Source organism: Paenibacillus pseudetheri (assembly GCF_924513355.1).
GTDB lineage: Bacteria > Bacillota > Bacilli > Paenibacillales > Paenibacillaceae > Paenibacillus_AQ > Paenibacillus_AQ pseudetheri.
Window position 1 is genome coordinate 50,084 of the sequence record NZ_CAKMAB010000010.1, and the last position, 18,367, is coordinate 68,450.

Genomic DNA, 18,367 nt, shown 5'->3' on the forward strand with positions numbered 1-18,367 from the left:
CGGAGGAGACACACAATAAACCAAACTTAGGAGGTGTGTGAAGATGGCAGTAATCTCCATGAAACAGCTTCTAGAAGCTGGGGTACACTTCGGTCACCAGACTCGTCGTTGGAACCCAAAGATGGATCGTTATATCTTCACTGAAAGAAACGGAATTTACATTATTGACTTGCAAAAAACAGTCAAGAAGGTAGAAGAAGCTTACAACTTTGTAAAAAGCGTCGCTGGTGACAACGGCACAATCCTATTCGTAGGAACAAAGAAACAAGCACAAGATTCCGTAAAAGAAGAAGCAGAACGTTCAGGTATGTTCTTCATTAACCAACGTTGGTTGGGCGGAACTCTTACTAACTTCCAAACTATCCAAAAACGTATTGATCGTTTGAAGAAATTGGAATCTTGGGAAGAGGACGGCACTTTCGAAGTTCTACCTAAGAAAGAAGTTATCCTTCTTCGCAAAGAGAAAGATCGTCTTGAGAAATTCTTGGGCGGTATCAAGAACATGAAAGGTCTACCAAGCGCGTTGTTCATCATTGACCCGCGTAAAGAGCGTATTGCAGTTGCAGAAGCTCGCAAATTGGGTATTCCAATCGTAGCTATCGTTGATACTAACTGTGATCCAGACGAAATCGACTACGTAATTCCAGGTAACGACGACGCTATCCGCGCCGTGAAATTGTTGACTGGTAAAATGGCAGACGCTGTTGTTGAAGCTCACCAAGGCGAAGACACAACTACTGCTTAAGTAGCGACTAACACATACAAGAACTTAAATGAAAAGGGTGGTTGGCAGGTGGATAACCTCTCACTGCCCTTTTTTTAGGATAAAGGCCTTGAACAATGTAAGAAAACGACAATTACCTGGAGGGAATAAACAATGGCAGTTGATGCAAAAGCAGTAAAAGAACTTCGTGAAAGAACAGGCGCTGGTATGCTTGATTGTAAAAAAGCGCTTGAAGAAGCTAATAACGATATCACTAAAGCAGCAGAATTGCTTCGTGAAAAAGGTCTGTCCGCAGCAGCAAACAAAGCAGGACGTATTGCTACTGAAGGCGTTGTAGAATCTTACATCCACGCTGGCGGCCGTATTGGTGTACTTGTAGAAATCAACTGCGAAACTGACTTTGTTGGTAAAACAGATTCCTTCAAGGAATTTGCTCGCGATATCGCTATGCAAATCGCTGCAGCAAACCCGCGTTATGTTCGTCGTGAAGAAGTTCCGCAAGAAGATGTAGAAAAAGAAAAAGAAATCCTGAAAGCTCAAGCTTTGAATGAAGGTAAGCCTGAGAAAATCATTGAAAAAATGGTTGAAGGACGTATTGGTAAATACTACGAAGAATATTGCTTGCTTGAGCAAAACTTCGTTAAAGACCCTGACAAAACGATCTCCCAATTGCTGAATGAAAAAATCAGCACAATCGGAGAAAACATTTCGATCCGTCGTTTTGCTCGTTTTGAACTAGGCGAAGGTTTGGAAAAGAAAGTGGATAACTTTGTTGAAGAAGTTATGGCACAAGTAAATAATTAATATCAGCTTCATTATAAATGTGAAGAATTGAATAAGGGCAAGCATCAGAAGAGCGGAACACGTACACGTAGTGTTCCGTCTTTTGCAGAAAGTGAGGGTATACATTTGGAACAGCCGGTATTTAAGAGAGTAGTCCTTAAGGTAAGTGGAGAGTCTTTGGCAGGACAAAACGGATATGGTATTGATGCCGACATGATTATTTCCATCGCTGAACAGATCAAGGAAGTTGTAGAGCTTGGCGTTCAGGTTGCGATTGTTTGTGGTGGAGGTAACATTTGGCGCGGGATCGCTGGTAGTGCAAGTGGCATAGATCGCGCTACTGCAGATTATATGGGCATGCTGGCAACAGTAATGAATTCACTTGCTCTGCAGGATGCATTAGAACAAATCGATGTGCCAACAAGAGTGCAGACTTCGATCTCGATGCAGCAAATTGCTGAGCCGTACATTCGTCGTCGTGCGATTCGCCACTTGGAGAAGGGCCGCGTTGTTATTTTTGCAGCAGGCACAGGTAACCCATTCTTCTCTACAGATACTACTGCAGCACTTAGAGCAGCAGAAATCGAAGCAGAAGTTATTCTGATGGCGAAGAACAAGGTTGATGGTGTATATTCAGCAGATCCGTTTAAAGACAGCACAGCCGAGAAGTTTGAACAGCTCACTTACATGGATGTTCTGAACAAAAACCTTGGTGTTATGGATTCAACAGCTTCATCTCTATGCATGGATAATAATATACCGCTCATTGTATTTGCCATTACTGAACAAGGCAATATCAAACGTGTCGTTCTCGGTGAGAAGATCGGGACGATTGTTAAAGGGAGTGTAGATTAATGCCACAATCGGTCAAAAAAAATGCCGAAGAGCGTATGGAAAAAGCGATTTCATCGCTGAAACGTGACTTGGCAACATTGCGTGCAGGACGTGCAACAACATCACTGCTTGATCGCATTCAAGTTGAATATTACGGTTCTCCTACTCCAATCAATCAGCTGGCGAACATCAGTACTCCGGATTCCCGGACACTGTTAATCCAGCCGTGGGACAAAACATCGATGTCTGACATTGAACGGGCGATCATGAAATCGGATATCGGTTTAACGCCTGCTAATGACGGCACAATCATTCGTCTTTCCATCCCTCCGCTGACTGAAGAACGTCGGACGGATTTGGTGAAATTGACGAAGAAATTTGGTGAAGAAGCGAAAGTAGCGATCCGCAACATTCGCCGTGATGCTAACGATGATATTAAGAAGATGGAGAAAAACGGTATCTCAGAAGATGAGTCCCGTGGCCATCAGGAAGACATTCAAAAGACAACGGATAAGTTCATAGCCGAGGTCGACAAAGTGCTTGTATCCAAAGAAAAAGAGATTATGGAAGTATAAAGATATTCTAGAGACTTAAGGCCCCTCCGTTAATGGTGGGGTTTGTCTCTTTCTGATAAGAGCTTGGAGGAAACGGAAATGATCAAACGGGTTCAAGCGTGGCTGAGCCGTAAAGACAGGCAACAGCCAGTCGAGATTTCACCGGATAACATTCCCCGGCATGTGGCTGTTATTATGGACGGCAATGGGCGTTGGGCTAAGCGTCGCGGGTTGCCGCGCGTTGTGGGTCATCAAAATGGCATGAAGGCTGTTAAACGTGCTACAATCGCTGCAGACGAACTGGGTGTTGAGTTTTTGACGATGTATGCGTTCTCGACAGAAAATTGGAAACGACCAAAGGAAGAAGTCGATTATCTGATGCGCTTGCCAGTGGAGTTTCTAGCCATTGAGCTTGATGAGCTGATTGAGAAGAATGTCCAAGTACGTATGATGGGTGATACTGATGCCTTGCCTTCATATACACGCAAGGCTATGGAAGAAGCGGTTTCCCGGACACAGGGCAATACTGGACTTATATTGAATTTTGCTCTTAATTATGGGGGGCGCAAAGAAATTGAGGACTGCATGCGCAGCATTGGTAAGGACATCCAATCAGGGGCTTTGTCACCGGAGGATATTACGACTGATCTAATCGATAGCCGAATGTTATCTGGTGGGTTACCAGATCCGGATTTGCTTATACGTACAAGCGGAGAAATGCGACTTAGCAATTTCATGCTATGGCAGCTTGCTTATAGTGAGCTGTGGTTTACTGATGTGTATTGGCCTGAATTTGATAAGGAGCATTTGCATCAAGCAATTGCGGAATATCAACGCCGTACACGCCGTTATGGTGGACTGAAGTAGCTTGATAGGAGATGGAAACCTTTGAAGCAGCGATTGATTACCGGAATTTTTTCCGGAGCACTATTTTTAGGCTTATGCGTATTGGGAAACTGGCCATACCAGTTGTTACTTACTGCCATGGCTTTTATCGGGTTTTATGAATTTGTGAAAATGATAGGGATACCTGCGCTTTCCGGTTCTACCGTTCTTGGTTATACAGCCATTCTAAGTTTCATGATCCCTTGGAATTTGCTTGGGATCTCTGCACCCTTATCGTGGGAACAAGGAATTTGGATTCTGCTGCTGTTGTTCCTTTTAGTTACAGTTTTTACTAAAAACAAATTAGATATTCGAGTAACAGCATTGCTGTTTACTGGTATAGTATACATTGGAATGGGTTTTTCTTATATGGCCATGGCTCGTGCATCGGATGACGGACATGGTTTGTTCTGGACTTTTTTACTCCTTTTCTGCATTTGGGGTAGTGATGCCGGGGCTTACTTTGTTGGAAGAAGCATGGGGAAGAACAAACTCTGGCCTGCCATCAGTCCTAACAAAACGGTGGAAGGTGCGGTAGGTGGAGTGCTGATCTCGATGCTAATTGCGCTCGTGTTTGCGATATTTGCTCCTGAACATTTAGCGATAGGGCGGGCACTACTTATAGGACTTTCTTGTGCGGTATTGGGTCAGCTTGGTGATCTTGTGCAATCTGCCTATAAACGTGCGTATGGTATCAAAGATTCAGGCACACTTCTGCCAGGTCACGGCGGTATTCTTGATCGATGTGACAGCTGGATTATCGTATTTCCATTCGTACATATCGTAATGCTTATGCCTTACTATTAACGGAAGGAGAGGGTATAACTATGAAAAAAATAAGTGTTCTTGGTTCCACAGGATCGATCGGCACTCAGACTCTAGATGTCATCGCTATGCACCCAGACTCTTTTCAAGTAGATGGCTTGGCAGCTGGAACGAATATAGCGTTATTGCTGGAACAAGTCCGTCGGTTTAATCCGCGTCGTGTTTCAGTTGCGACAAAGGAACTTGCAGATGAGATTAGATCCAGTCTGCCTCCAGGCATACAGCTATACAGCGGGAATGAAGGTCTTGTTGAAGTGGCAGCTGGTGGAGATGCTGAAATGGTCGTAACGGCTGTTATGGGTAGTGTAGGCCTCCAATCCACTTTAGCTGCAATCGAAGCAGGTAAACATATTGGACTGGCTAATAAAGAGACTTTGGTAACCGCAGGACACCTCGTCACTGATCTAGCTAATCGTAAGGGTGTTAAGTTGTTACCTATTGATAGCGAGCATTCAGCTATTTTTCAGTGCTTAAATGGTGAGAACCTTGCTGATATCGCTTGTATCACTTTAACAGCTTCTGGTGGATCATTCCGGGATCTCACTCGTGTTCAACTCAAAAATGTAACGGTAGAGGATGCACTTCGTCATCCAAATTGGAGCATGGGCGCGAAAATCACGATTGATTCTGCTACAATGGTGAATAAAGGGCTTGAGGTGATAGAAGCGCATTGGCTATTTGGTCTACCTTATGAACAAGTAAATGTACTTTTGCATCCAGAGAGTATCATTCACTCTTATGTGGAGTTCCGCGATAGTAGCATTATTGCTCAGCTTGGTAATCCCGATATGCGTGTCCCGATTCAATATGCGCTCACGTATCCCGAACGCTGGGAGTCACCAGCACAGCGTTTGTCGTTAGCTGAAGTTGGACGTTTGACTTTCCGGGAAATGGACTATGAACGATTCCCTGCGCTTAAGCTAGCCATGGATTGTGGGAAAGCTGGAGGGACAGCTACTACTGCTTTTAATGCTGCAAATGAAATTGCTGTTGCTCGTTTCTTGAGTCATGAGATCCCGTTCCTGCGCATTGAGGAGATCATCGGGGAAGTACTACATCGTCATATTAACGAGGACAATCCGAATTTGGAACAAATTGAATCCTGTGATAAGCGTGTTCGTGAACTGGCTGCAACGCTGTAGAACGTAGGAAGATCTCTTTTTAAAATATAAGAAAGTATAAGTTTCACTTTATACATTATCCTTATATTTCTCGCGTAAACGAGTACCGTCTCCTTAAGGGACACCGATGACGTTATTGCTTGACTGGAAATACTTACTTTGCCCTAAAAATAGGTTGGGACAGTTGATTCTCTTGTGCCTGATCGGAGAATAATGATAAATTAAGAGGACATACTTCGGTCTTACACCTAAAGGGGGATGATACGTTTGGAAATGGTTCAAGTCGTTTTATTAACGGTGCTCATGTTTTTTGTCCTGGTGACTGTACATGAATGGGGTCACTATTATTTTGCCAAACGCGCCGGTATTCTCGTGAGGGAATTTGCTATCGGTTTCGGTCCGAAACTGTTTTCTTATAAACGGAATGAGACACAGTTCACTTTGCGTTTACTGCCTTTTGGCGGTTATGCTCGGATGGCTGGTGAAGATCCAGAGATTATTGAAATTGGCTCAGGACAGACTATTGCAGTAAGACTCGGTCAGGATAACAAAGTAAAAAATATTTATCTGGACGCACTGGATACACGTAAAAATGTTATTCGTGGTGAGGCTTTGCATACTGATCTTGAAAATGATCTGCAAATCCGCTTAGATGTGGATGGCGAAGTTACTACTTATGACGTTCATCCGCAAGCGATGATGATTAAAGGAACGCAGCAGACTCAAATTGCACCTAAAGATCGTCAATTTGGTAGCAAAACCGTGGGTCAGCGTGCATTGGCTATTGTTGCGGGTCCTGTGATGAACTTCCTGTTAGCCTTTGTTCTGTTTGCCATCCATTTGCAAATGGTTGGGATTCCGGTGGAGAATCCTACTTATGTTAAGATCGGTGATGTCTCTGAAGGAATGCCGGCACAAGAGGCGGGATTGCAGAAGGGTGACATTATTTTCTCCATCAACGGTGAGAAGATTGGTGCCGATTACCAAAAAATGATTGATTTAACCTCGGAGTCCAAAGGGAAAGAAATGAAATGGACGCTGCAACGTGGTGATGAGACCCTTAATGTGACTCTCGTTCCTCGTAGCATGGAGGGACAAGAAGGCGGTAAAATCGGGATTACACCTGAGCTTCCTACCCGCAAAGCAGGGGTTGGAGAGACGTTGACAGGTTCAGGTAAAGCTATGGTCGATACGACGGAAGCTATCTTTTTGGGCTTTAAGCAATTGATCAATAAATTCAATATGGATGATATTGGAGGCCCGGTTCGTACCTTTGAAGTAACCGGTCAAATTGCCCAACAAGGTATTCAGTATCTAACCTATTGGGCCGCTATCCTAAGTCTGTATCTGGGAATTTTCAACTTGCTACCTATTCCAGCACTGGATGGAAGCCGTCTGGCGTTCCTTGGTGTTGAAGCGTTGCGTGGTAAACCTGTAGATCCGAGTCGTGAAGGTATGGTTCACTTTGTCGGATTTGCACTGTTATTTTTATTAATGATTGCTGTTACGTATAATGATATTTTACGTTTGATCAGCGGCTAATTTTCTTCGGGAGGCATTCCATTACATGGCAAAAGATAAGCAATTCGTTACGGAAATCACGCCGCAAAGCGAGGATTTCTCACGCTGGTATATTGATGTTATAAAAAAAGGAGATTTGATGGATTACTCTCCTGTTCGTGGCTGTATCGTATTTAAGCCAGAGGGCTATGAAATATGGGAGCATATTCAGGAAGAAATGAACCGTCGCCTCAAGGAAACTGGGCATCGTAATGCTTATTTTCCAGTGTTCATTCCAGAGAGTTTCTTTCAAAAGGAAAAGGATCATATTGAAGGCTTTAATCCCGAACTGCCATGGGTAACTGAGGCTGGTGGAGACGTGCTTGAAGAACGTCTGGCTGTCCGTCCTACTTCTGAGACCATGTTCGGGCATATGTATTCCAAGTGGATTCAGTCCTATCGAGACCTTCCTGTACTTATCAATCAATGGGCGAACGTGGTTCGTTGGGAGAAGCGTACTTTACCATTTATCCGCACTACTGAGTTTCTTTGGCAAGAAGGGCATACTGCGCATGAGAATGAAGCCGAAGCTCGTGAAGAAACCATGAAGATGCTGGATAACTACCGTGATTTTGCCGAGACTTTCCTTGCCATTCCGGTAATCACTGGTCAAAAGACACCTTCCGAGCGTTTTGCTGGTGCTGTAGATACGTATTCTATTGAAGCGATGATGAAAGATGGACGTGCTGTTCAGGCTGCTACCTCACATTACTTAGGTACCAAGTTTGCAACAGCATTTGAGATCCAGTATTTGAGCCGCGATAATAATTTAGAATATGTGCATACAACCTCATGGGGATCTACTACACGCTTGATTGGTTCGCTTATTATGGTGCATGGCGATGACCGTGGTCTTGTTCTTCCGCCTAAGGTAGCGCCAACTCAAGTGATTATGATTCCGATCGGACCTCCAAAAACTCGCGAAGCCGTGATTGGACGGACGGACGAGCTGTTCAAGGAGCTGAAGAATGCAGGCGTTCGTGTACGTGTGGATGATCGTTCGGATGTAACGCCAGGCTGGAAGTTCAATGAATATGAAATGCGCGGTATACCTGTGCGCTTGGAGCTTGGACCACGCGATATGGAGAATGGCGTTTGCGTTATCGTATCACGTGTCACAGGTGAGAAGAAGGTAATTCAGCAGGAGAACCTAGTTGAAGAGGTACAAGCAATGCTCGAGCAGGTTCATAATGAAATGTTCGAACGTGCCCTGAAATTCCGCGAGGACCATTTCTATTCTGTAGATTCCTTGGAAGAAATGAAAGCTTCAATGGAAGAAAAACGCGGCTTTGCACTAGCTGGCTGGTGTGGTTCCGAAGAATGCGAGTCCAAAGTTAAGGAAGAGACAGGTGCGGGTAGCCGCAACATTCCTTTCGATCCGGCGGAGAAGAAGCAAGTCTGCATTTGCTGTGGCAAACCAGCTGAGCATACTGTGGTTTTTGCAAAGGCATATTAATCTTTTGACACCGATCAACAGTCTTTTAGTATTTTAATCTAGCTTCTGGAGAGAGGAGTCAGCGGGCCGAAAGAACCCAATGCTTTTTGAATCCAGAAGCTTTTTAAAATATAAGAATTTATAGGCTTTCGCTATAAATTATCCTTTTGTACTTTCACTGAATATCATTGATTGTGTTTTACGGAGTTATCAAAGGTGGGAGGAAAGCATGGAACAAAAACAAGAGAGAAGAAAAAGATTCGAGCTCTTGATGAAGCAAGGTGAAATTCCGCCTGCAATTATGGATCCCTACTTTTTAGATGGATATATAGAGCGTGTAGAGATCAGCCGTGGTAACCGAGACTGGCAAATTGTGATTGCGAAAGAAAGTCTGGTTCCAGCGCAGGTATACCGGACATTTTGCCTCAGAATGCGCGAGAAGTTACAGCATATAGCCAAAGTAAGCTTTTTATTCATATATGATCAAAAAGTTAGTAGAGCAGAGCTAGTCCAAGAATATTGGGGATTGTTTCTGGAGTGGGTGACTCGCGAGATTCCTTCGGTTAATGGCTGGCTGACACGCTCTACCCAAGAGCTTAAAGAAGACACTTTAATGCTGACGATGAGTGACTCCACTTCTATGGAGCTGGCTCGTAAAAAAGGCATCGATGGGGCAATTATTAAATTTTATGATAAGTATTTCGGTCTCACCTTAAAAGTTAAAGTGCTAATGGCGGAGAACGAAAATAATAATGTTGAAGCATACGAAGAATTTCAGCAAAAGCTTCAGCAAGAACAACGCGAGATCGTTGAGCAGATGATGACTGCTGTAGAAACAGAAGCTCCTGCTGATGATAGCGATCCTAATGAAGTAATTAAGCTTCAAGTGGGGTATGAAATTAAGGAACAGGCCGTGCCGATTCTTGAAATTCAAGATGAAGAGAAAAAAATTACAATTCAGGGTACCATTTTTGGTCTGGATCGTAAGGAACTTCGTAATGGCAGTACTTTGTTTACCTTCAGTTTGACCGATTTCACGGATTCTCTACAAATGAAGATGTTCGCGAAGACTAAAGATGATCTGAAAGTTATGAGTCAGCTAGCTAACGGTAAATGGGTAAGAGCACGCGGAAAAGTTGAATATGACCGCTTTATGCAGATTCCTGAGCTAGTGATGATCCCTTCGGATTTAACGGAAGTTAAGGCACCGCCTGCGCGTAAAGATACGGCTCCTAAGAAACGGGTGGAATTCCACCTTCACACAACGATGAGTACGATGGATGCGGTCACTCCGATCACTACCTATGTCAAAACAGCTGCCCAGTGGGGTCACCCTGCGATTGCTATTTCTGATCATGGCGGAGTTCAGGCTTTTCCTGATGCGAACCATGCAGCTCATAAGCATAAGATAAAAATGATTTATGGCGTGGAAGCCAATGTTGTGAATGACTCTGTGAATATTGTCGAGAATGCTCAGCCTTTGGACTTGAAGACAGCTACCTATGTAGTGTTTGATATAGAGACCACGGGGTTATCGATTACCCGCAATAATATTACGGAGCTGGCGGCCATAAAAATGTGTGAAGGCAAAGAAGTAGACCGTTATTCTACTTTTGTTAATCCGCATGAGAAGATCCCTTATCATATTCAGCAATTGACCAATATTACGGATGAAATGGTTAAGGATGCTCCTGATCTTGAGCCGGTGCTGCGAAAGTTTGTTGAATTTGTGGGTGATAGTATCCTTGTTGCTCATAACGCCAGATTTGATATGGGTTTTATTCAAGCCTCGTTACGTAAAATAGGTGAACCTGTGCTTACGAATCCATCTCTTGATACGCTTGAGCTCGCTCGGCTATTATATCCAAGCATGAAGAATCACAGGCTGAACACATTAGCCGATAAATATAAAGTTCTTCTGGAAAGCCATCACCGTGCGATTGACGATACCATAGCACTCGGTGGAATATTAACAGGATTACTCGCAGATGCTGAAAAGATGAAGGGCATGACCCGTCTTGATCGACTAAACGATTATGTGGGTAATGATCTTTCGAACACAAGACCGTTCCACTGTAATATTTATGCACTTAATCAAGTAGGCAAAAAAAATCTCTATAAGCTCATTTCTATGTCACATACGGAATATTTCAAACGTGTACCGTGTATTCCGAAATCCAAGCTGGAAGAGCATAGAGATGGACTGCTCGTGATTTCCGGTTGTGAACGTGGAGAGTTTTTTGAAGCAGTACTCAACAAAACGACTGAGGAAGCTATGGAGGTTGCTCATTTTTATGATGTGCTGGAGATTCAGCCATTGACCATGTACATGCATTTGGTGGACAAGGGCTTTGTAGCAGGCCCTGATGAGCTTCGCGATGTAGTCCGCAAGGTTTGCGAAATAGGGGAACAGTTGAATAAACCTGTTATCGCAACGGGAAATGTGCATTATCTTGAACCCCGGGACAAGCTGTATCGTGATATTACGATTAATGGGATCACAGGCTTTAGTCCGCTTAAAGACCAACGCAAACCGGATGCACATTTCCGAACAACGGATGAAATGCTGTCTGAATTCGAATTCCTCGGTGCTGAAAAAGCGATGGAAGTCGTGGTTACGAATACAGTTGAGCTTGCTGAACGATTTGAAGAGCTGGAGCTATTTCCAGATAAGCTATTTACACCAATTCTTGAAGGGGCGGACGAAGAAATTCGCGAGACCTGTTATAACACTGCCAAATCCATTTATGGCGAAGAACTGCCTGAGGTAGTGATAGCCCGTTTGGAGAAAGAGCTTGCACCAATTATCAAATTCGGGTTCTCTGCCAACTATTTGATATCTGAACGTCTCGTTAAAAAATCAAATAGGGATGGGTATCTCGTAGGTTCGCGGGGTTCCGTAGGCTCTTCTGTAGTAGCTACATTTCTTGGAATTTCAGAAGTTAATCCTTTGCCTGCGCATTATATTTGCCTAAACCCCGAGTGTCGCCATAGTGAATGGTTCCTGGACGGTAGTGTGAGGAGCGGATTCGATCTACCTGATAAAGTCTGTCCGGATTGCGGTCAGAAGCTCAAGGGTGAAGGCCAGGATATTCCGTTTGAGACCTTCCTTGGATTTAAAGGGGATAAAGTTCCCGATATCGACTTGAACTTCTCAGGGGAATATCAGCCGAATGCACATAACTTTACCAAAGAAATGTTTGGTGAGAAAAATGTATTCCGTGCGGGAACGATTGGTACCGTAGCTGAGAAGACAGCCTTCGGATTTGCAAAAAAATACGAAGAACTTCACCAGAAACGTTGGCGTGGAGCTGAAGTTGGCCGTCTGGCGGCTGGCTGTACAGGCGTTAAACGTAGTACTGGACAGCATCCTGGTGGTATAGTCGTTGTTCCAGACTATATGGAGGTAGAAGATATTACGCCAGTGCAATTTCCGGCGGATGATGTCAATGCCGAATGGAAGACCACACACTTTGATTATCACGCTTTTGACGCGAACTTGCTGAAGCTTGATATTCTGGGTCATGATGATCCGACGATGATGCGGATGCTACAGGATTTGACAGGTGTTGATCCAACCTCTATCCCGATGAATGATCCGAAAGTAATGAGCATGTTTAACTCTACAGATGCACTTGGAGTGAGACCTGACGAAATCAGATCACCGGTTGCGACATATGGTGTGCCCGAAATGGGTACCAAGTTCGTACGTCAAATGCTTATTGAGTCGAAACCATCCAGCTTTGCTGACTTACTGCAAATATCAGGTTTGTCTCATGGTACTGGAGTTTGGCTTGGTAATGCGCAGGAGCTTATAAAGAATAACACTTGTAACATTAAGACCGTTATCGGTTGTCGTGATGACATCATGCTCTTCTTAATTTATAAAGCGGGAATGGATGCGAGCTTGGCCTTTAAAATTACCGAGAGTGTTCGTAAAGGTAAAGGTTTGTCTGACGAATGGATCGAGGAAATGAAAAAGTGCAAGGTTCCGCAATGGTATATTGATTCTTGTCTGAAGATTCAATACATGTTCCCGAAGGCGCATGCTGCTGCATACGTAATTTCTGCAGTACGTACCGCCTACTTCAAGCTGTATCATCCTATTGAATATTATGCGACCTATTTCTCTGTACGTGCAGCAGATTTTGATATTGAATTGTGCTGTAAGGGATATGAAGCGATAAACCGTCAGATCGTAGAAATTGAGCAAAAAGGATTTCAAGCTTTGCCTAAGGAAAAGGCTATGTTGCCTGTCCTTGAGATGGCTTTGGAGATGACGGCACGTGGGTTTACATTCAAAAACATTGATCTTTACCGTTCGGAAGCGAATAAGTTTATTGTTGATGACAAGAGTTTGATTCCTCCGTTTTCTGCATTAGCGGGAATTGGTGAGAATGCTGCTATCAACATAGCCGCTGCGAAAGATGCCGGGGAGTTCCTTTCTATTGAGGATTTCCAGCAGAAATCCAAGGCGAGTAAGACAGTTATTGAGCTGCTAACCAATATGGGCTGCTTCCGCGGCTTACCGGAGAGCAATCAACTTTCCCTATTTTAAAGGCTTTAACAACACTTATTTCATGGCTAGAAAAGTGAGCTCCAAAGGGGGAGTCAAGGGCTAGCACTTGTCAGTCCAGACTCACTATGGTATAATTTCTTTGGTAATAATGAGATAAGTCCGTTGTGTAAAGAGTGGGGAAACCCACTCTTTATCTTTGGTATATAGCAAAAGACAAGTTCGTGGAGGTAATTTTCTTTTGAGCACACCCAAATCTAAAATTAAACAAACGGTAGAGCAGATGCTCGGGCCCTATCTCGACGACAATGGTTTCGAACTGGTGGACGTTGAATACGTGAAGGAAGGCTCCAATTGGTTTCTGCGTATATTCGTAGATAAAGAAGGCGGCATTGATATTGATGACTGCGGAAGCATTAGCGAATATTTCAGCCAGCAGTTGGATGAGAATGATCCTATTCCTGAGGCATATTTCCTTGAGGTTTCCTCACCGGGAGCAGAGCGTCCTCTCAAAAAAGCTGCGGATGTAGCTAAAGCGGTAGGTAAGGACGTGTATGTGACTGTTTATGAGCCGATTCAAGGACTCAAAGAATTTGAAGGTCGTTTGCTCTCGTTCGAGAACGAGGAACTGCTCATCTCCGCGGGCAAAAAAGAACATGTAGTACCGTATGCCAAAGTCGCAAGCGCGAGATTGGCCATTATTTTTTAACGTCTTGAAAGGGGGGCCGGAAATTCATGAGTATGGAGTTTATTGAAGCAATGAATGAGCTGGAAAGGGAGAGAGGCATCAGTAAAGATGTGCTGTTCGAAGCTATCGAAGCGGCGCTGATCTCTAGTTATAAACGTAATTTCAATGCAGCACAGAACGTGCGTGTTGACATGAACCGCAACACAGGTGTCATTAAAGTGTTTGCCCGCAAGCTAATTGTTGAAGAGGTCCTGGATACAAGGACTGAAATCTCATTGCCGGCAGCCAGAGAAATTAACCCGCATTTCCAGCTTGAAGACATTGCTGAGCTTGAAGTAACACCACGTGATTTCGGGCGCATTGCTGCACAGACTGCAAAGCAGGTTGTAACACAACGGATTCGCGAAGCAGAGCGTGGACTCATCTATAATGCCTTTATTGACAAAGAAGATGATATAGTAACAGGACTTGTACAACGTCAAGATATGCGGAACATCTACATTGATCTTGGTAAAATCGAAGCGGTCTTGCCGCTTAGTGAATTGATGCCAGGTGAGAAGTTTAAGCAAAGTGAGCGTATCAAGGCTTATATCACTAAAGTTGAGAATACCACTAAAGGACCGCAAATTATGCTGTCCCGCAGTCATCCCGGATTGCTGAAGCGTCTGTTCGAACTAGAAGTTCCGGAAATTTTTGATGGTGTAGTTGAAATTCGTTCCGTAGCTCGTGAAGCTGGCTTCCGTTCGAAGATTGCTGTGTATTCCCGCAATCCGGAAGTGGATCCAGTTGGTTCTTGCGTAGGCCCAAGAGGAACACGCGTTCAAACCATCGTTACTGAGCTTCGTGGCGAGAAGATCGATATCGTCCGTTACTCTGATCTGGTGCAGGAGTATGTCGCTAATGCACTCAGCCCTTCTAAGGTGCTTGAAGTTCAAGTCTTTGAAGCAGAGAAAATGGCACGGGTGATCGTTCCAGATTATCAATTATCACTGGCTATCGGTATTAAAGGGCAAAATGCACGTCTTGCCGCTAAGCTTACCGGCTGGAAAATTGATATCAAGAGTGAAAGTCAAGCGGAGCAGGAATACGGTAGACCGAGAACTTCTATTGATGAAATGCATCAGGATTCCGTCTCCATTGATTAATTAACCTGCTTGACGGGAGGCATATGTATGAAACAAAGAAAGGTGCCGCTGCGCAAATGCGTTGCTACCCAAGAGATGATGCCGAAGAAAGAGCTGATTCGAGTGGTTAGAACGCCCGAGGGCGAAGTACTGATTGATCTGACAGGTAAGAAGTCAGGCCGTGGTGCTTACATATGCGGCAAGCTTGAATGCTTTAAGCTGGCACAGAAGAATAAAGCACTTGACCGCGCTTTGAAATGTCAAGTGAGTCCTGAAATCTATGACCAGCTTGCCCGGGAGTTTACTTCCGTGGAAGAGCAGTTTCTAGCAGCAAAGGATAGTGAGGATAATGAGTAAGGCGCTTTCTTATTTAGGGCTTGCCATGAGAGCTGGCAAGATAGTCACCGGCGATGAGGCTGTACTCAAAGCTGTACGGTCTTCAGAGGCGAAGCTGGTCGTTCTGGCAGGTGACGCTTCAGATAATACCCAAAAAAAGTTCCGTGATAAATGCGGAACCTACGATATTCCACTAGTAATCGCATTTCACCGAGACAGCCTCGGTGCAAGTATTGGTAAAGACCAGCGTGTAGTACTGGCCATTACGGATAAAGGATTCGCGGAAATGATCTCCAAGCAACTCGGAGATACTGTCGGAGGTGGATTTATTGACTAAAGAAGAGAACAAAGATAAATTGCGCGTGTACGAATACGCCAAGTCACTAAACATGAGCAGTAAAGAAATTATTACAATTCTGAAGCGTTTGAATGTCCCTGTGAATAATCATATGAGTGTCATGGAGAACGGTTCCGTGAACAAAGTAGAACAATTCTTCAAGGATATCAAGTCGAACGCTGCAGCCAAGCGGGATACCAGCTCCAGCAGCCGTCCGGTGACAACCGGTGCGGTAACTGCCGAACCCCAAAGTGCTCAGAATGCCAACAAAAATCAACAGGAAAAGCAGGTAGGTATGAACAGTAACCAAAACAACAACCAATCGACGACGTCCCCAAGGCCCCAAAGCGGACAAGATTCCCGCAGAACAACAACAGGTTCAACGCAGAATGCACGTCCGCAACAAAGCGGAGCTCCACGTACTAACAGTACTAGCGGAAGCCGTCCGCAAGGAAGTAGCACAGGCGGTAATCGTCCACAAGGTAGCAACACCGGTGGCAGCCGTCCGCAAGGTAGTAATACTGGCAGCCGTCCACAAGGTAGCAGTACCGGTGGTAGCCGTCCGCAAGGTAGCGCTACTAGCGGCAGCCGTCCGCAAGGTAGTAATACCGGCGGTAGCCGTCCACAAGGAAGTAATACTGGCAGCCGTCCGCAAGGACAAAGCAGTGCACCTCGCACTGACAGCCGCCCACAAGGTCAATCTGGCACAGGCGGTGGTTTCACACGCGGTGACGACAGAGGTCCTAAGAAGAACACAACGGGTGGTAGACCAAATACGAACAATAGACGGTTTGATGATGGCAAAGGCGGTAACTACCGCGGTCGTGGTGGTAAGAATGGCCGTGGCAAGAATCAGCCAATGGTTCACCGTGAGAAGATCGATAACACACCTAAGAAGATTATCGTTCGTGGTAGCATGACTGTTGGTGAAACAGCAAAATTGCTTCACAAAGACGCTTCTGAAGTAATTAAGAAGCTGATCTCTATGGGTGTTATGGCAACCATCAACCAAGAGCTGGATATCGACACCATCCTGCTACTCGCTGCTGAATTCGGCGTAGAAGTAGAAGTGAAGATTCCTGTTGATGAGGATAGCTTCGAAACTGTGGAAGAGAATGATACTGAAGAAGAACTTCAGTCCCGTCCTCCAGTAGTTACGATCATGGGTCACGTTGACCACGGTAAAACTACTTTGCTGGATGCCATTCGTTCGACGAGTGTATCTTTAGGCGAAGCAGGCGGAATCACACAACATATCGGTGCTTATCAAGTTGAAATCAACCAGAAGAAAATCACGTTCCTAGATACACCTGGTCACGAAGCGTTTACTGCTATGCGTGCTCGTGGTGCACAGGTAACAGATATGACTATTATCGTAGTTGCTGCTGATGACGGTGTTATGCCTCAGACCGTTGAAGCTATTGCACATGCTAAGGCTGCTGGACTTCCGATCATTGTCGCTGTTAATAAAATCGACAAACCGGGTGCAGATCCTGACAAAGTGAAGCAAGAGCTTACAAGCTATGAACTCGTTCCTGAAGAGTGGGGCGGAGATACCATCTTCGTTAACCTTTCTGCAAAACAACGTATTAACTTGGAAGAACTGCTGGAAATGATTCTGCTCGTTGCTGAAGTAAATGAGTACAAAGCGAACCCTGACAAACGGGCACGCGGTACGGTTATAGAAGCTGAGCTTGATAAGAATCGTGGACCAGTTGCACGTGTTCTGGTACAGAACGGTACATTGAAAGTCGGCGATGCTTTTGTAGCAGGTAACTGCTTCGGACGTGTACGTGCGATGGTTAATGACAAAGGACGTAAGATCAAGGAAGCTGGACCATCCACTCCAGTAGAAATTACTGGTTTGACTGAGGTACCACAAGCTGGCGATCCGTTTATGGCTTTCGAAGACGAGCGTAAAGCCCGTGCGATTGCTGATAGACGTTCCACATCCCAACGTCAATCTGAGCTGAATACGAACACCCGTGTAACATTGGATGATTTGTTCCAGCACATTAAAGACGGCGAGATCAAAGACCTTAACGTTATCATTAAAGCTGACGTACAAGGTTCAGTCGAGGCACTTAAAGGTTCCCTGGCTAAGATCGAAGTGGAAGGCGTCCGCGTGAAGATCATTCACAGCGGTGCTGGTGCCATTACGGAATCCGATATTACACTTGCAGCAGCATCTAATGCTATTGTTATTGGCTTTAACGTTCGTCCGGACGCTCAGACCAAAGCAGCTGCTGAACAAGAAAAAGTAGATGTTCGTCTCCATAACATCATCTACAATGTAATCGAGGAAATCGAAAGTGCAATGAAGGGTATGCTTGATCCTATCTATAAAGAGAACGTTATCGGTCACGCTGAAGTACGTAGCGTCTTCAAAATCAGTAAAGTGGGTACCATTGCAGGTTGTATGGTTATTGATGGTAAAATTACCCGTAATGCTGAAATGCGCTTGATCCGTAGCGGAATCGTTGTATTTACAGGCAAAGTTGATACCTTGAAACGCTTTAAAGATGATGCCAAAGAAGTGGCGCAAGGTTATGAATGCGGCATAACTTTGGAACGCTATAATGACGTCCAAGAGGGCGACATTATCGAAGCGTTTCTTATGGAAACTGTAGAGCGCTAAGCGAAGA

At 44.7% G+C, this 18,367-nt stretch carries 14 protein-coding genes and 1 pseudogene; all 15 read left to right on the forward strand.

All coding sequences use genetic code 11. The features are described from left to right. Positions 1-43: 43 nt before the first annotated feature. The 15 genes and pseudogenes from rpsB to infB all read left to right on the forward strand — a co-directional run bounded on the left by rpsB (position 44) and on the right by infB (position 18,360). Positions 44-745, forward strand: a complete 702-nt coding sequence (gene rpsB, locus L1028_RS11630) for a 30S ribosomal protein S2 (RefSeq protein WP_036688493.1) — start codon at positions 44-46, stop codon at positions 743-745. Between the two features lie 132 nt (positions 746-877). Further along, the gene (gene tsf, locus L1028_RS11635) at positions 878-1,528 is read left to right on the forward strand and encodes a translation elongation factor Ts (RefSeq protein WP_234533936.1); all 651 of its coding nucleotides are present in this window, start codon (positions 878-880) and stop codon (positions 1,526-1,528) included. A 105-nt stretch (positions 1,529-1,633) separates the two neighbouring features. Next, entirely contained in the window at positions 1,634-2,362 is a 729-nt protein-coding gene (pyrH, locus tag L1028_RS11640) for a UMP kinase (RefSeq protein WP_036688491.1), read from the forward strand. Continuing rightward, a complete protein-coding gene (gene frr, locus L1028_RS11645; RefSeq protein ID WP_042189424.1) occupies positions 2,362-2,916 on the forward strand; it encodes a ribosome recycling factor in 555 nt (184 codons plus the stop codon). Before pyrH ends, frr begins: the two co-directional genes overlap by 1 nt. Before the next feature lie 78 nt (positions 2,917-2,994). After that, a complete protein-coding gene (locus tag L1028_RS11650; protein WP_234533938.1) occupies positions 2,995-3,762 on the forward strand; it encodes an isoprenyl transferase in 768 nt (255 codons plus the stop codon). Positions 3,763-3,783: 21 nt separating this feature from the next. Beyond that, a complete protein-coding gene (locus L1028_RS11655) occupies positions 3,784-4,587 on the forward strand; it encodes a phosphatidate cytidylyltransferase (protein WP_234533940.1) in 804 nt (267 codons plus the stop codon). Between the two features lie 20 nt (positions 4,588-4,607). Continuing rightward, positions 4,608-5,747, forward strand: a complete 1,140-nt coding sequence (locus tag L1028_RS11660; RefSeq protein ID WP_234533942.1) for a 1-deoxy-D-xylulose-5-phosphate reductoisomerase — start codon at positions 4,608-4,610, stop codon at positions 5,745-5,747. A gap of 246 nt (positions 5,748-5,993) precedes the next feature. Continuing rightward, entirely contained in the window at positions 5,994-7,268 is a 1,275-nt protein-coding gene (rseP, locus tag L1028_RS11665; RefSeq protein ID WP_234533945.1) for an RIP metalloprotease RseP, read from the forward strand. A 25-nt stretch (positions 7,269-7,293) separates the two neighbouring features. Further along, entirely contained in the window at positions 7,294-8,742 is a 1,449-nt protein-coding gene (gene proS / locus L1028_RS11670) for a proline--tRNA ligase (RefSeq protein WP_042189419.1), read from the forward strand. A 208-nt stretch (positions 8,743-8,950) separates the two neighbouring features. Next, positions 8,951-13,279: a PolC-type DNA polymerase III gene (locus tag L1028_RS11675; protein ID WP_234533947.1), complete on the forward strand. Its 4,329-nt coding sequence runs from the start codon at positions 8,951-8,953 to the stop codon at positions 13,277-13,279. A gap of 199 nt (positions 13,280-13,478) precedes the next feature. Continuing rightward, the gene (gene rimP / locus L1028_RS11680; protein ID WP_042128863.1) at positions 13,479-13,946 is read left to right on the forward strand and encodes a ribosome maturation factor RimP; all 468 of its coding nucleotides are present in this window, start codon (positions 13,479-13,481) and stop codon (positions 13,944-13,946) included. 26 nt (positions 13,947-13,972) lie between these two features. Further along, a complete protein-coding gene (gene nusA / locus L1028_RS11685) occupies positions 13,973-15,070 on the forward strand; it encodes a transcription termination factor NusA (protein WP_042189417.1) in 1,098 nt (365 codons plus the stop codon). Between the two features lie 27 nt (positions 15,071-15,097). Next, positions 15,098-15,406, forward strand: coding sequence for an RNase P modulator RnpM (rnpM, locus tag L1028_RS11690; protein ID WP_042189416.1), 309 nt, complete (start codon positions 15,098-15,100; stop codon positions 15,404-15,406). Next, positions 15,399-15,720, forward strand: a pseudogene (locus L1028_RS11695) (YlxQ family RNA-binding protein); the annotation flags it as partial. The gene rnpM and the pseudogene L1028_RS11695, both read left to right, overlap by 8 nt. Further along, positions 15,715-18,360 carry a translation initiation factor IF-2 gene (infB, locus tag L1028_RS11705; RefSeq protein WP_279306854.1) on the forward strand — a complete coding sequence of 882 codons (2,646 nt, stop codon included), beginning with the start codon at positions 15,715-15,717 and terminating at the stop codon, positions 18,358-18,360. The pseudogene L1028_RS11695 and the gene infB, both read left to right, overlap by 6 nt. The last annotated feature ends 7 nt before the right edge of the window (positions 18,361-18,367 follow it).

Coding starts and splice junctions, on each gene's coding strand:
- rpsB (WP_036688493.1), top strand. CDS start 44: ATGGCAGTAATCTCCATGAAACAGCTTCTAGAAGCTGGGGTACACTTC.
- tsf (WP_234533936.1), top strand. CDS start 878: ATGGCAGTTGATGCAAAAGCAGTAAAAGAACTTCGTGAAAGAACAGGC.
- frr (WP_042189424.1), top strand. CDS start 2,362: ATGCCACAATCGGTCAAAAAAAATGCCGAAGAGCGTATGGAAAAAGCG.
- L1028_RS11650 (WP_234533938.1), top strand. CDS start 2,995: ATGATCAAACGGGTTCAAGCGTGGCTGAGCCGTAAAGACAGGCAACAG.
- L1028_RS11660 (WP_234533942.1), top strand. CDS start 4,608: ATGAAAAAAATAAGTGTTCTTGGTTCCACAGGATCGATCGGCACTCAG.
- proS (WP_042189419.1), top strand. CDS start 7,294: ATGGCAAAAGATAAGCAATTCGTTACGGAAATCACGCCGCAAAGCGAG.
- L1028_RS11675 (WP_234533947.1), top strand. CDS start 8,951: ATGGAACAAAAACAAGAGAGAAGAAAAAGATTCGAGCTCTTGATGAAG.
- nusA (WP_042189417.1), top strand. CDS start 13,973: ATGAGTATGGAGTTTATTGAAGCAATGAATGAGCTGGAAAGGGAGAGA.
- rnpM (WP_042189416.1), top strand. CDS start 15,098: ATGAAACAAAGAAAGGTGCCGCTGCGCAAATGCGTTGCTACCCAAGAG.